Genomic DNA, 15,350 nt, shown 5'->3' with positions numbered 1-15,350 from the left:
AATACAGATATGAAAACTTTAAAATTCTTAATAACCGGATTTTTAGTGTGTGTGCTTTCTTCCTGTTCAACCAACTTTGAAGAGATAAACACAGACCCTAACAATCTCGAAGAAATAACGGCAGGAAGTGCCCTTAACCCCATCCTGTATGAGTTGACTACACATAACGCGCTGCAACATCGCAATATAGGTGCGCAGCTTATGCAGATGTTTATCCCAAATGAGGATAATACCAACGCGGTGTTTTACTACGATTTTGTACAGAATATTGGAGGATCTACCTGGAATACCTACTATTCTGAGCTCACGAATATCAAAGAGATGGGGAAGGCAGCTGTGCGTGATGAGCTGCCTAATTACGAGGCAATTGCGCTTACACTAAAGGCCTATGCTTTTTCGATACTTACAGATTGTTTTGGAGATGTACCTATGCTTGAAGCCGGTAGTGCCGAAGAGGGAGTCTGGTTTCCCGAATTTACAGAGCAGGAAACGATTTATACCCAAATCCTGGAAGATCTGGAACGTGCAAACAGTTTATACGATACCGATCAGGCAATGCCCTATGTGAGTGATATTCTGTTTCAGAATGATGTGGCCAAATGGCAAAAGTTTACCAACTCACTGCATATGCGTTTGCTTTTGCGTACTGCAAATCGCAATGCATCAGCTTATACTGAGTTGGCTGCTATAGCAAATAACCCGGCGACCTACCCTGTTTTCACGAGCAATGACGATCACGCAGTTTTAAAAATTTCCGGGGAAGCCCCCTTGCTTTCACCATGGAGCAGACCTCAGGATTTCAATACGTTTAGGGTGTATAACGCCTTTTTTATTGATCATCTCAAAGAATTTGAAGATCCCAGACTTCCGGTTTTTGCAACCGAAGCGATGGGACTCAACAATGAGCGCTATGGGTATATTGGTTTGCCTATAGATTATAGAAATGATCCGGTCGCAGATTCAATTGCTACGGTTTCAGGTCCCCGGCAACAGCTGGCAATCGCACCGCTTAGTGTACCCTTAATGAGCTACGCGGAAGTAGAATTTATAAAAGCAGAACTTGCGCAGCGCGGACTTATCACCAGTGCGCAGGAACACTATGAAAATGGGGTGGAAGCAGCCTTAACGATGTGGAGTGTTTCCGCACCTGCTAACTACTTTGATAACACTGCTACTGCTTATGATGGCACACTTGAGTGTATCATGCTTCAGAAGTACTTCGCCTTATTTTTCACCGATTATCAGGCGTGGTTTGAACATCGTAGAACAGGATTGCCTCAATTGCCTGTGTCTTCAGACATGAAAAACAATCAGGAGATGCCTTCGCGCTTGTACTATCCTATTGATGAAGCAGACCGCAACAATCAAAATTATAAAGCGGCTGTTGAACGTATGGGAGGAGATGAGATTAACATCAAGGTTTGGTGGGATAAATAAGCCAATCATTTTTGTAAAAACGAATTAAAACAACATTATGAAAACAATAAAATGGGCCGTCCTGAGCTGTATGATTTCGCTGGCCGTAAACGCACAGCAAAAAGCAACGGGTTATGTCTTTGAAGATGAAAACAGAAACGGAAAGAAAGACCGTAACGAGAAAGGTATTGCTGGGGTGTCGGTTACTAATGGGGAAGATGTAATCGCCACCGATGCCAAAGGTAGCTACGAGCTTTCATTAAAAGAAGGGCAATCGCTTGCGGTCATAAAACCTGCGGGTTACAGTCTGCCGGTTAATGCGCAAAACCTGCCTCAGTTTTACTACAGTTACCGGCCTGAAGGTTCCCCGAAGTCTGATTTTAAAGGCATCGCACCTACCGGGAAATTACCAAAATCGGTGGACTTTGCGCTGTTGCCTGCTCAGGAAGAAGACCGCTTTACCGCGTTGATCTTTGGCGATCCTCAGCCGTATACCGAGCAGGAAGTAGCGTATTTTGCCAAAGGCATTGTGGCCGAGGTTGAAGGAATACAAGATGTAGTCTTTGGGCTAAGTCTGGGCGATCTGGTGGGTAATGACCTTGATCTGTTCAGCCCCTATATCACAGCTGTACAGCGCGTAGGAATCCCCTGGTTTAACCTGATGGGCAATCACGATATGAATTTTGACGCACCCAGCGATGACCTTTCCGATGAAACGTATGAGTCTTATTTTGGCCCTGCCAACTATGCTTTTAACTACGGTAAGGTGCATTTTCTGGTTCTTGATGATATTTTGTATCCCCATCCCAGGGAAGGTAAAGGTTACTGGGGAGGTTTCCGTGAAGATCAGTTACGGTTTATAGAAAACGACCTGGCTCTGGTACCTAAAGATCATTTAGTTGTGGTAGCTTTTCATATTCCGCTTAGCGAACCCGAAGGTGATCCGTTTAGGGATGCAGATCGCGAGCGTTTGTTTAAAGCGCTTCAGCCTTTTGAAAATACCCTTTCGCTTTCAGCCCACACCCACATTCAACGCCAGGATTATTTTACGAAAGTACAGGGCTGGCAGGGTAAAAAACCGCATCACGAGTATAATGTAGGCACCACTTCAGGCGACTGGTATTCGGGTACATTTAATGAGCAGGGTGTACCTGTTTCGACCATGCGTGATGGTACGCCCAAGGGATATGCGTTTATTCATTTCGACGGAAATACCTATAAAACCGATTATAAAGTTGCCGGAAAACCCGCAGCCTATCAAATGGAAATTTTTGCACCTAAAGTTCTGGCGCAGGGTAAGGGTACTAAAGCGGGTATCTATACCAACTTTTTTATGGGAGCTGAAGGCGATACGGTTGAGTACCGCGTTGATGGGGGCGAATGGAAACCGATGGATTATATCAATGAGCAGGATCCTTCGTACGAAGCCACCATTTATGAGTGGGATACCGCAGAGGTTTTGATGGCAGGGAAGCGCGGCAGCAACCCCGTTAAAAGCACACACCTGTGGTGGGGTAAGATTCCGACAAAGCTAGATTTGGGCACGCATACTATTGAAGTAAAAGCAACAGACCGGTATGGCAAAACCCATCTGGGTACAGCCTCCTATCGTCTGGAAGAACCTGTTAAGTAAATGCTTGTTTGTTAAGCCTGCTTTTTCTGAGGATTCAGATGGGCAGGCTTTTTTTATTTTTACAAAACCAATAATAAGAATATGAAGACTAAATTTATACAGGCAATTCTGCTAATAAGTGTTTTGGCAGGATGTAAATCGAATACCGAAGAGTCTCAGGAACCCACTATGAATACAAAATCTGAAATACAGGTACAGGGCCATCGCGGCGAGCGGGGCAACCTGCCCGAAAACTCCATTCCCGCATTTATAAGTGCGCTCAAAAAGGGCGTTGACGTGCTAGAGCTCGATGTGGTGATTTCAAAAGACAGTCAGGTCGTGGTAAGTCACGAGCCCTGGATGCTGGCCTTGTATATGACCGCACCAAACGGTGATTCGATTCCGCAGGATAAAGAAAAAGAGTACAATCTGTACCAAATGGATTATGCTGAAATTAAACAATATGACGGTGGTTCAAAAGGGAATGTACGCTTTCCGCAGCAGCAAAAGCTAAAAACCTACAAACCCCTGCTCAGCGAAGTTATTGATACGGTTGAAGCAACGATCAAAGCGGAAGGTTTAAAGCCTGTGAAGTATAATATCGAAATCAAATCGGTGCCTGAGGAATACGACGTTTTTCAACCGCAACCCGAAGCTTTTGTAGATTTGGTAATGGAAGTCGTTCAGGAAAAGCAGATGGAAAAGCGTGTAAACCTTCAATCTTTTGACCCGGCGATTTTGGAGGCAGTACATACCAAGTATCCTGAAATTGAGCTGGCCTTTTTAGTAGGCGAAAACACCTATGAGGAGAACAAAAACATCCTGAGTTTTAAGCCTGAAATTTACAGTCCGCACTACAAACTGCTTGATTCAACCGAAGTTTCGGCAATCAGAAAAGACGGCTTAAAAATAATTCCCTGGACGGTCAACGAACCCGAAGCGATCAAAGAAGTCATTGCGCTCAAGGTAGACGGCATTATCACCGATTATCCGGAGCGGGTTATTGAAGCTTTAAAAGAATGATCTATGCACATAAAATCCATCCGCCCATTTTTAGGTTGTAAAGATTTCAATACTTCCCGCGCTTTTTACCGGGACTTGGGTTTTGAAGAAGTAGTGCTTCCACCCAAAATGGCTTTGTTTAAAAAGGGAGATTTCGGTTTTTACCTGCAGGACGCCTACGTCAAAGATTGGGTAGATAACACCATGGTTTTTTTGGAAGTGGAAAACGTGCAGCAGCATTTAGATCACATCAAAAGCCTTCAGCTTCCCGAAAAATACGCCGGAGTTCGCGTCTCAGAACTGGTGCATCAGCAGTGGGGAAGCGAGTTTTTTGTACACGACCCTTCCGGAATCCTTTGGCACATAGGCTCCTTTAAAAAATAGCCCAAAACAGTCACCTATTTCAGTCAGCCGCTGTAGTTTTGCGAAATCGAAGCACAAACCTATGGGGCTTACTCGTTTTAAATCACTACTAGCAGCGGCCGGTGCGGCTTGGCTTTCCTTGATTTATATCCTGGCTCCGGTGCAACAGCATGTTTTAGAATGGGCGCACCAGTGGGAACACGAGTTCTACCACATCACCTCTAGCTCCCACGAGCACGGTTTTTTATCGGCAGATCAACTCCTAGCCGAAGCCGGTCACGACCACCGCACTTTAGAATACATCAAGCAGGTTTTGGAACCTTTTGAAGACGACCTTCAAAAGGAGCAGGATAAAAAGACCGTCTCGTTTAAGATGGACAAGCACCTGCAAGCTGAAAAAGCTCATCCGGCTTTTGCTCCACACATAATCATTTCCAAAGCGGAATATTCTTTTTTCTTTCTTGAAAAAAAGTTACTCGCATTGCGTATTCCGGTTCCCCCGCCTCAGGTATAAGTTTGTTTTAATGGCCCCGCCAAAGGGTAAACTACCCCAAGGTAGTTTACTCACGAGCTTGTCTAAAAAGTTGTTCTGCATTGGATTGTCAGTCTGAGCCTGTCGAAGACTATTTGGTTATCAGTATTTTAAAAACTTCGATCCGAGAAACATCGGGGCAGTTCAACAACTCAGGATTATTTTTTAGACAGCCTCATCTATCCTGCTGTGCCGGCTTCATGCAAAACGTCCAGACGTTTTCGCGTGCCCGGGCCAGTACATTCTTTTATTATTCTTAAACACACTTATGAAATATCATATAATCGTGTTTCTGTTGGTTTGCGCGCAATTAAGTGCCCAAAACCTTACAGGAACTGTGACCAACGAGGCCGGAAAACCTCTTGAAAATGTCAATATTTACAACCATACCAGCGGGAAGCATACCCACACCAATGCAAAAGGCGTCTTTAATCTGCCGGGCGTAAAGCTTCGGGATTCTATTGCTTTTTCGCGACTGGGTTTTAGTACGCTTACCCGCAGCGTTGACGCATCCTGGCTTAATGCACCCATACAAATCGCCCTGATTGAAAGCAGTACCTCTTTAGACCAGGTGGTGCTTACTTCAGAAGTCAATAGCCTGAGTCAAGTGGTAGCGGTTGACCTGCGGCTGAATCCTGTAAAATCTTCGCAGGAAATCCTGCGTAAAGTCCCCGGACTTTTTATCGGTCAGCATGCCGGGGGAGGTAAAGCCGAACAGATTTTTCTAAGGGGCTTTGATGTAGATCACGGTACCGATGTGGCCATCAGCGTCGATGGCATGCCCGTAAATATGGTGTCTCACGCCCACGGGCAGGGCTACGCCGATTTACACTTTGTGATTCCAGAAACTATTGAAAACATCGATTTTGGCAAAGGAGCCTATTATGCCGATAAAGGAAATTTCAACACCGCCGGTTACGTAGACCTGCGTTTAAAAGAAAGCCTGGATGCCAGCAGCATTTCGCTGGAAGCAGGTCAGTTCAACACCTCGCGGCTTACAGGTATGTTTAACCTGACAGATGACGACAGGCATTCCGCTTATGTGGCCTCTGAAATGTATCTAACCGATGGTCCTTTTGACAGTCCGCAGAATTTCAACCGTTTTAACGTATTGGGAAGGTATACCTACACCAATCTAAATGCCGATAAAATCACGCTGACGGCTTCGCATTTTCAAAGCAAGTGGGATGCTTCCGGTCAAATTCCACAGCGCACCGTAGATCAGGGATTAATAGGGCGCTTCGGGGCAATTGACTACACTGAAGGCGGCCAGACCAGCCGCACCAATCTCAGCCTTCAGCACCTTAAAAATCTGGAACACGATGCGGTCCTGAAAACCAATGCCTATGTGTCCCACTACGATTTTGAACTGTATTCCAATTTCACATTCTTTTTGGAAGATCCCGTAAATGGCGATCAGATCAAACAGCAGGAAGATCGCTTTTTGGCCGGTTTGCAAAGCGTGTATTCGCGTCATTATCTGCCGTTGGGAGAAGGTACTTTTAACTACGATGCCGGTGTGGGTTTTAGATACGACAATGTAGATGAGGTGAGTTTATCGCGAACGCTTAACCGACAGACCATTCTGGAGCGTCTTGCTCTGGGCGATGTAGACGAGCTCAATGCTTTTGGTTTTATCAATACCGAATTCAAAACAGGTAAGTTCAGCTTCAAGCCTGCGGTGCGTCTGGATTATTTCAAGTTTGATTACTACAATAAGCTTACTGAAACCTATGACAATCAAAGCGAATCTAAAGTAGCTTTCAGCCCCAAGTTCAACACTATTTTTTCGGCTTCTAAGAACTGGCAGCTGTTTCTGAAGACAGGAATTGGTTTTCATTCTAATGACAGTCGCGTGGTAGTAGCCAATAACGGGGAAGAAATTCTTCCGGCGGCTTACAATCTGGACCTGGGAACGCTGGTAAAGCCTATAGACAGGTTAGCATTAAATGCCACGTTATGGACGCTTTTTCTGGATCAGGAATTTGTATATGTAGGCGATGCCGGAATTGTAGAGCCCAGCGGAAAGACCCGCAGAATGGGCCTTGAAGTGGGTGCGCGCTATCAGGTGCTCGACTGGTTGTACCTCTACAGCGATGCCAATTATACCTACGCCCGAAGCACCGAAGAGCCGGAAGGACAGGATTATATTCCGCTGGCGCCAAAGTTTACCTCAGCCGGTGGATTGAGTGTTGATAATCTTTCTGGGTTTTCGGGGTCTTTGGGCTACCGATGGCTGGGCGATCGCGCTGCTAACGAGGACAATTCCATCGTAGCCGAAGGCTATTTTGTGACCGACTTCAACCTGAATTATTCCATTAAAAACTGGACGCTAGGAATCATTGTAGAAAACCTGTTTGACGTAGACTGGAATGAAACCCAATTTGCCACCGAAAGCCGACTCTTTAACGAACCCGCCCCGGTAGAGGAAATTCATTTTACGCCGGGAACTCCGTTTTACCTCAGAGGGAAGCTTACTTATACGTTTTAAGCTGAACGATCAGGCGATTTTAGTTTAGGAATCCGGCAACAGCGATTAAGTTGTTGCCGGATTTTTTTAAGCCTTTTAAACCGATTGTAGCCACAAGATTTTTGACAATTGTCAATTTAAGAGCTTTATCAAATGTGTATCTTTAACCTTACGGGCGAAAAGCCTCCTTATTTTTTAAAAATTAATATACTTCCAATGAAAAACTATATCGTTCTCGTATTCGCCCTTAGCTTCGGGATTTTATCAGCACAGGAATCCCTGTTTAACGGGCAACAGGTGAGTTCGCCTGAAATTCACCCCGACAAATCCGTTACTTTTCGCCTGAATGCACCACAGGCAGATTCAGTTTATGTGACCGGCGATTTTCTGCCCAGTGTAAAAGTTCAAAGTCCGTATGGCGAAATGGACGGCCCCGGCAAAGCTCTATTAACCAAAGATGAAAAAGGAGTCTGGACCTATACCACAGAAGCCCTGGCCCCTGAATTGTACAATTACGCCTTTATCATAGACGGTTTTAAAACCACCGATCCCGCCAATCCGTTTTTGATTCGCGATGTGGCTTCGGTGATGAATATTTTTATCGTTCCCGGGGAGCAGGCCGATTTGTACCGCGTGCAGGATGTGCCGCACGGTACCGTTGCCAGCCGCTGGTATGATTCAGAAGGTTTGGGGATGGATCGTAAAATAAGCATTTACACCCCGCCGGGATATGAGCAGGAAACCAAAAAATACCCTGTGCTGTACCTTTTACACGGCGCGGGTGGTGATGAAGAAGCCTGGTTGACTTTGGGACGTACTTCACAAATTATGGACAACCTGATCGCGCAGGGCAAAGCCCAACCTATGCTTGTAGTGATGCCTAATGGAAATGTGATTCAGGATGCCGCACCGGGAGCAGGTAGCGCCGGGTATTACACGCCAAATTTTATGGTGCCCAAAACGATGAACGGGATGTATGAAGCCAATTTTGACGAAATCATCCGTTTTGTTGAAGACAACTACCGCGTGAAGGCCAATAAGGAAAACCGGGCAATCGCCGGACTCTCGATGGGAGGCTATCACGCTTTGCACATTTCGCGCTACTACCCCGATACCTTTGATTACGTAGGTTTGTTTTCGGCGGCGATTATGGCAAGAGGCGATGAAAGCGGGGAAGGTGTATATTCCAACTTCAAGGAAACCTTAAAAACCCAGATGGATAATGGTTATGAACGCTACTGGATCGCAATCGGCAAAACCGATTTTCTTTACGAAGCCAATAAAGACTACCGCGCTACGCTGGACGAGATGGGAATGCCTTACGAATATGTAGAAACCAAAGGCGGCCACATCTGGAGAAACTGGCGTGTTTATCTTTCAGACTTCGTACCGCTGTTGTTTCAGGAATAAGATTTAAAGTTTAAGGTTCAAAATTCAAGGTTGGGTTTTGAACCTTAAATCTTTAAAACGTAAATGCATTTCAGTTTAAAATTGAGCATAAGCTCCTTCCCTTTGAAGGAAAGGCCGGGATGGGATGTTGTCAACAAACCCTGTTAATCACATCCGGTGAAAACCAGACAGGGAAATCGTTTTTGATAAGTGTACTTTAAACATTTTAACGTAACTTATTGAGCTCAATTCCTTTTACTCTTATGAAACGATTTACAGCTTCTTTTTTATCGGTTTTGGGACTGATGCTTTTAAGCGCTAGCGTATTTGCGCAGTACGATAACGTGCAGCCCGTTGAAATGACGGTTAATTTAACTCACGAAGACGGTCAGTTACAGCCCATCTGGGCCTGGTGGGGCTATGATGAGCCCAACTATACCTACATGAAAGACGGTAAAAAGTTAATCAGGGAAATCTCTGAACTGAGTCCGGTACCTGTGTTTTTTAGGGCACACAGCCTGCTGGTTACCGGTGACGGCGAAGCAGCACTTAAATGGGGTTCAACCAATGCCTATACCGAAGATGAAAACGGAAACCCCATCTACGACTGGACTATAATCGATAAAATTTTTGATACGTATATCGATTTAGGAATGAAACCGCTGGCGCAAATTGGTTTTATGCCCGAAGCTTTATCGTCTAAACCCCAACCTTACCGGCACTATTGGAAACCCGGTGCTCAATACGATGAAATTTTTACAGGGTGGGCATACCCCCCTAAGGATTATGACAAGTGGGCAGAACTGGTTTATCAGTGGGTTAAACATTCGGTTGATCGCTATGGAAAAGAGGAGGTCGAAAGTTGGTACTGGGAACTGTGGAATGAACCCAACATCGGCTACTGGCGCGGTACGACTGAAGAATACATCAAACTTTATGACTTTACGGCTGATGCGGTGAAGCGTGCTTTGCCTACGGCGAAAATAGGCGGCCCCGAAACAACGGGGCCGGGCTGGGACAAAGCCGAAGCCTTTCTGCGTACCTTTTTAGATCACGTGGCTTCCGGAAAAAACTATGCGACCGGCGAAACCGGTGCTCCGCTTGATTTTATTACGTTTCACGCCAAGGGAAGTCCCAAACTGGTTGACGGAACGGTCGTGATGAATATGGGCGCACAGCTTAACGACATCCGTAAGGGTTTTGAAGTGGTAGCTTCCTATCCCGATTTGCGGTATTTGCCGGTGATTATTGGCGAGTCTGATCCCGAAGGTTGTGCCGCCTGCTCTGAGGACGATTATCCCGAAAATGCCTATCGCAACGGCACCATGTACAGCAGTTATACCGCTGCTTCTTTTGCCCGAAAGTACGATTTGGCCAAAGCCTACGATATCAATCTGGCCGGTGCGGTGACCTGGGGTTTTGAGTTTGAAAACCAGCCATGGTATGCCGGATTTCGGGATATGGCCACAAACGGAGTCGATAAACCGGTGCTTAATGTATTCCGCATGTTTGGGATGATGGAATTTAACCGCCTTAAGGTGGAAGGCGATTTGGATTACGATTATAAGAAAATAAGCGATGCCAGTGTGCGTGATAATCCTGATGTGAATGCTTTGGCGTCTCGTGGGGAGGATGCCGTCACCGTCATGATTTTTAATTATCATGACCGGAATGATATTCAGGTAAAACCTACACCTGTAACCTTGAATCTGGAGGCTTTACCTTCCAATAAAGTTTTGGTTTCCCAGTATCGGGTTGATGAGCAGTTCAGCAATTCGTACACAGCATACAAAGCTATGGGATCTCCGCAGAATCCAACTCCCGAACAAATAGACCTACTGGAGCAGGCCGGTCAGTTACAGCTTTTTACTTCTCCGCAATATATGGATGTGAAAGAGGGGAAACTCATCCTAAATCTGGATCTACCCAGACAGGGTGTGGCTTTATTTAAAGTGGAGTTTGAGAATTAACTTATTTTGTTCACTTCTCGAAAGAAAACCAAAGCTAAAGAACAGGTTTATAGCCTTGAATTGTTTTTTAGATTTTAGAAAACGGCGTATAGAAAAGGACTCGTAAAATTTGAAATGAGATCTTCGTAAAATTTCCTTCTGTTTGACCCGCAGGGGAGTTAAGGAAATTTAGAAGTCGAATGATAAATTTAGAGTCGTTTTCTTAAGCCTAGACTTTTTTGATTCTTTTTTGGGCGATGCAAAAAAGAATAGGATTTTATTTAAAATAGAAATTAAAATAATCCTGTTAGGAGATTAACAAGTACAGTTGATTTTGACCTGGAATCTTTAATTTGCTAATCATGAAACCAATATCAATGCACTTCGACTGCGCTCAGTGTGACACGCTCGATGTGACAAGATTGATTTTAGAGTACTAAATCTTCAAACAAACATTTTAAAGTCACTTCCAGATTTTCACTAAATCCCGGATGGGTTTTAGAAGTTTGAATGACTGAACTCCGTGTCGCGGTTAACCACCGAAAGCGCTCTGCAGGCTCGAGCCTGGCGATAGGGCCGCCGTGTTTTTCACCGTTGCTGATGGCTTTAAAGGCGTTAAGGTTTTTTTCAACCTGTTCCACATCGAGTTCGGGGCAAAAGGCTTCCAGCTTTTTTGCATCCAGCTTAAATTCCATCCCGATAAAACGCGGGCGTTTACAGTAGAGCACCACGCCTACGTTGAAGAACTCCTCACGTTCTACCTGAGGAACGATGCGAATCACCGCATACTCATACAAGTGCCTGTCGTGCATCGTTTGCGGTTTTGGTGAATACATCAGAATGGGTCAGTCGGGTTTTTAAAAACTGAAAGTAGATGTCGCGTAGGTCATCGGGATTTTCCTCAGTGCCTTCCCAATGCAGCCATTCATCCGGGATGAGGTTTACCACGTTTTGAAGCACCTGTTCGGTAAGCAGGGATTTCAGTTTGGTATTGGCATTCTCCAATTGAGAGGCTTGCGGTAGCAACACATGATCTTTAATCAAAGCAAAAGGCGTGGCCGCGCTTTTTTCCCAGTTGGTAAAACTGTGGTGGAAATACAACGTCGCGCCATGGTCAATAAGCCAGAGCTCGCGATGCCACATCAGCATATTGGTATTGCGAAACGTACGGTCAATATTGGTCATAAAGGCGTCAAACCATACGATTTCCGAAGACAGTTGCGCATCAACCGTGGTCACCACCGGATCAAAATTGATGGCTCCCGATAAAAAGTGCAAACCGATATTCAGTCCCTGCGAAAACTTCAGCAAATCCTGAATTTCCTCATCGGCTTCGGTACGGCCAAAAGCTTCATCCAGATGCGCAAAAACCACTTCGGGCACTTTAAACCCCAGAATACGGCCAATCTCACAACCTAGTAATTCGGCAATGAGCGCCTTGGGACCGTGACCCGCCCCTCTGAATTTTACCACATATTTAAAGCCGTCATCAGCATCGGCAACAGCGGGCAACGAACCGCCTTCCCGCAAGGGTGTGATGTAACGGGTGACATTTACATGGCGTATTTCGGGAGGTGTTTGCATAGCCTTTTAAAAAGTGGTGTAAAAATACATTATTCAGAGCCAATCATTTTGTAAATAAAGATTCATCTATCTAAATGGTTCTTTCTTTTTCATGCTATTTATGATTGATTGTGGAGCTCGTGAACCTCCTATCGTCGGTTTGCGAATTCTCTACTTCTAAATCATGTTCTGTTCATTTTCTTTGCTTCTCCAAAGAAAACGAACCAAAAGAAAAGAGCCTTTTTCTTAGGTATTTTTGCACTTAGGGGCAAAACCGCAATAAGTCCCCTAAATTTTCTCCAAGGCTTCGAAAATTTTTAACGGGAACTCATTGCTATACTGAAGAAAGAGAAGTGTAAAGAAGAATAACCCGAGAACATCAGATTATTTGCCGGTTATTGGAAAATTGTAAGTTATTTAGCCCTTCGGGTTCGATTATATCAAAGCTTTCATCTGAGTTAAAATCTGACTCCCTTTTCTCCCGACGCTTCGGGAGGAGAAGGGCTGGGGATAGGATAACGGGAACCCATTGCTATGCTGAAGAAAAAAGAGGACTAAAGAATAGTATTCTTAGTTTTGATCTTAGAAACGGCCTACAAGAAGGTATCGTAAAATTTGAAATGAGCGGAACGTAGCAGGCGGTTCTGTTTGAGGCCGCTAGAGCGGCCGAGTTAAGCGCATGCAGTGCAGCGAATGATAAATTTAGATACAGTCTTGTGAGCCTTGATCTTTTGGTTCTTTTGTATCAAGACAAAAGAACAGGAACAAGAATAGAAGTAAAAAGCTCACTTCTACAGTTCGGTACCCGCAAATCTCTCTATACGGATTTGTAGAGCTACGGGACTATTTTTAACCGAGGGAGGGTATTCGTTTAATCCTTCGGGTATGAATAGAGCTCAGCATTAATTTGAGGTAAAATCAGCCCCCACTTGTCCAGGGGAGAAGGGTTGGGGATGAGGACAACGGATACTTTTAACCATGCTGAAGAAAAAGAAGGCCAAAGAAGAAAATTAACCCCTCGATTCAAATTTAATTGAAGACATTAGTATTTACGGGTGTTCACTTGAGTTATCAAAAAACGTTTAGGACGCTATCGATTTAGAGCTTATTTTTTAGCTATAAGACTTCCGGTTAATCAGGACGGTGCAGGATAAGATTTATGCGTTCAGGCTGTAAATTGAGTTTTATATTCTCAACTATGCTTAAACTTTATTGCTTTCGTTTAGAAAAAGTAATCCTTTTTATAGGTCTTTTTCTGTTTAGCTCAGGCTATGCCCAAAACCAAACCATTACCAACGACAGCTTTTGGGAAACCGTCGAGGGCCAACCCATCTATTCTCAGGGCGGGGGGATTTTTCAGTTCAGAGATTCGCAAAGCGGAAGTCTAAAATACTACTGGTATGGGGTGCATTATGCCGAAGCCGAAACCTATCGGGATGATCCTTCGGTTACTTTGGAACGCAACCATTTTAAAGGCGTCACCTGTTATACCTCAACCGATCTGGTAAACTGGACTTTCGAAAAACACGTACTCACCCCGGAAGCGGTAGACTATGATAGTAACCCTACCTGGCTGGGGCGGATGGGCGTTGCATACGTAGCCGAAATCGATCAATATGCCTTGTTTATTCAACACGGGAAGAACGTGATGATCGCCCTGGCCGATTCACCCTTAGGCGATTTCAAAGTCCACCGGCATATCGATATGACCGGCCGCATAGGCACTCCCAATACCGGGGATCAAACCGTTTTCACCGATCCCGATACGGACAAATCTTACCTGGTGTACTCGTACGGGCAGGGGCGCAACAAGATTTATGTCTCAGAAATTGGCGTACGCGATGGCAAAGTTGATTTGCTCGATCTTACTGAAATCTTTAGAGGCGCCAGTCGCGAGGGCAATTGTATGTTTAAATACAAGGACAAGTATTATATGGCGGCGTCTAATATCTACGGCTGGGACGGCTCTTTGGTCTATTACCTGGTTGCCGATGACGTTCGCGGACCCTATAAACCCACCAATGAAATGCTGATTATGCCCGGCAGCGAGCAGGATTATGCCCACGTCTCGCAGACCGGATTTTTTTATACCCTAAAAGGAAGCGAAGAAGAAACCGTTTTGTTTTGCGGAGACCGCTGGGCCGAGTTTGCCGGTAACGGATTAGGCTATAACCAGTGGGTGCCCCTGTCTTTTAAAGAGGATGTGCCGCACTTCAATTCGCTGCACGCCTGGAATCTCGACGAGCAAACCGGAAACTGGACCGTCGCCAAAACCAACAATTACGTCAAAAACGGCAGTTTTGAAGCTGACCGTCGCCACATTCCCAGCAACAACAAACCGGTGCAGGAACAGCTTTTGGGCTGGCATACCGAAATTATCAAAGGCAACAAAATCGCTACAAATGACCCCTCTTCGCCGGTTTTGAATTACTTCAACACCCGCGAAGATCGCAAACAGGTTGTGGGCGAAAAGAGCCTGAATATTAGTGACGATATCCCTTTTGAGCGCAGGATTACCCAGGAAATAAGCTCCACAGAATTTGTGGACTTACCTGACGGGAATTACAGTCTTTCTGCAAAAATCAAGAACAATTCCAGATTTGAACAGCTAAAGCTTTACGCCAGTAGCGGGGGGCAAACTTTTGAAATCCATTTAAATACCGAACACCCGGAATGGACTCCCGTGACTCTAGAATCGGTAAACGTGCGGGATGGAAAAGTCACAATAGGGATTTATGCTCAAGGAAAAGCTGGGGCAAGTGCACAGATTGATGATGTAAGATTGGAGATGGGAGCGGTTAGACGTTAGATGTAAGATTTTAGAGTATGTACGTCCCTGATATAGGTTGACCACTTAAACGTGATTAACAATGAAATCCAACGTACAAATCATCCAAAAGAGGCGTGTTTATTCTGAGAGTTTTAAGCGTCAGATCGTCGAAGATTTTGAATCCGGTAAGTATAGTGCTAGCCAACTATCGATGTTGCACAACATACCTTGTGTTAGTATTTACCGATGGATTTATAAATTTTCTAACTTTAATGAGAAAGGAT

At 44.9% G+C, this 15,350-nt stretch carries 12 protein-coding genes; 10 read left to right on the top strand and 2 right to left on the bottom strand.

What is annotated here, in order from left to right; genetic code table 11:
- Positions 1-9 precede the first annotated feature (9 nt).
- From LLW17_RS02720 to LLW17_RS02685, 8 genes are all read left to right on the top strand, one after another.
- Positions 10-1,437, top strand: coding sequence for a SusD/RagB family nutrient-binding outer membrane lipoprotein (locus LLW17_RS02720; RefSeq protein ID WP_228228737.1), 1,428 nt, complete (start codon positions 10-12; stop codon positions 1,435-1,437).
- A 37-nt stretch (positions 1,438-1,474) separates the two neighbouring features.
- Positions 1,475-3,049 carry a calcineurin-like phosphoesterase C-terminal domain-containing protein gene (locus LLW17_RS02715; protein ID WP_228228736.1) on the top strand — a complete coding sequence of 525 codons (1,575 nt, stop codon included), beginning with the start codon at positions 1,475-1,477 and terminating at the stop codon, positions 3,047-3,049.
- Positions 3,050-3,130: 81 nt separating this feature from the next.
- Positions 3,131-4,051, top strand: coding sequence for a glycerophosphodiester phosphodiesterase family protein (locus LLW17_RS02710; protein WP_228228735.1), 921 nt, complete (start codon positions 3,131-3,133; stop codon positions 4,049-4,051).
- Positions 4,052-4,054: 3 nt separating this feature from the next.
- Complete coding sequence (locus LLW17_RS02705; protein WP_228228734.1) at positions 4,055-4,414, top strand: VOC family protein; 360 nt, start codon at positions 4,055-4,057, stop codon at positions 4,412-4,414.
- Between the two features lie 61 nt (positions 4,415-4,475).
- Positions 4,476-4,907, top strand: a complete 432-nt coding sequence (locus tag LLW17_RS02700; protein WP_228228733.1) for a hypothetical protein — start codon at positions 4,476-4,478, stop codon at positions 4,905-4,907.
- A 286-nt stretch (positions 4,908-5,193) separates the two neighbouring features.
- On the top strand, positions 5,194-7,416 hold the full coding sequence (locus LLW17_RS02695; protein WP_228228732.1) for a TonB-dependent receptor: 2,223 nt from the start codon (positions 5,194-5,196) through the stop codon (positions 7,414-7,416).
- Between the two features lie 195 nt (positions 7,417-7,611).
- Entirely contained in the window at positions 7,612-8,805 is a 1,194-nt protein-coding gene (locus LLW17_RS02690) for an esterase (RefSeq protein ID WP_228228731.1), read from the top strand.
- Positions 8,806-9,047: 242 nt separating this feature from the next.
- Positions 9,048-10,754, top strand: a complete 1,707-nt coding sequence (locus LLW17_RS02685) for a GH39 family glycosyl hydrolase (protein WP_228228730.1) — start codon at positions 9,048-9,050, stop codon at positions 10,752-10,754.
- Between the two features lie 407 nt (positions 10,755-11,161).
- Here LLW17_RS02685 and LLW17_RS02680 read toward each other — a convergent pair whose 3' ends face one another.
- Both LLW17_RS02680 and LLW17_RS02675 read right to left on the bottom strand, forming a co-directional pair.
- Positions 11,162-11,545, bottom strand: coding sequence for a DUF3037 domain-containing protein (locus tag LLW17_RS02680; RefSeq protein ID WP_228228729.1), 384 nt, complete (start codon positions 11,543-11,545; stop codon positions 11,162-11,164).
- On the bottom strand, positions 11,523-12,317 hold the full coding sequence (locus LLW17_RS02675; protein WP_228228728.1) for a HipA family kinase: 795 nt from the start codon (positions 12,315-12,317) through the stop codon (positions 11,523-11,525). Before LLW17_RS02675 ends, LLW17_RS02680 begins: the two co-directional genes overlap by 23 nt.
- Before the next feature lie 1,177 nt (positions 12,318-13,494).
- Between LLW17_RS02675 and LLW17_RS02670 the strand changes: the two genes are divergently transcribed.
- Both LLW17_RS02670 and LLW17_RS02665 read left to right on the top strand, forming a co-directional pair.
- The gene (locus tag LLW17_RS02670) at positions 13,495-15,105 is read left to right on the top strand and encodes a family 43 glycosylhydrolase (protein WP_228228727.1); all 1,611 of its coding nucleotides are present in this window, start codon (positions 13,495-13,497) and stop codon (positions 15,103-15,105) included.
- 61 nt (positions 15,106-15,166) lie between these two features.
- Positions 15,167-15,350, top strand: a 184-nt coding sequence (locus LLW17_RS02665; RefSeq protein WP_228228726.1) for a transposase, incomplete at its 3' end; no start/stop codon positions are given.

Origin of the sequence: Leeuwenhoekiella parthenopeia, assembly GCF_020782115.1 — a bacterium.
GTDB classification, from domain to species: Bacteria; Bacteroidota; Bacteroidia; order Flavobacteriales; family Flavobacteriaceae; genus Leeuwenhoekiella; species Leeuwenhoekiella parthenopeia.
Note: the sequence above shows the minus strand (reverse complement) of the source record. Positions and strands in the feature narration are given on the sequence as shown.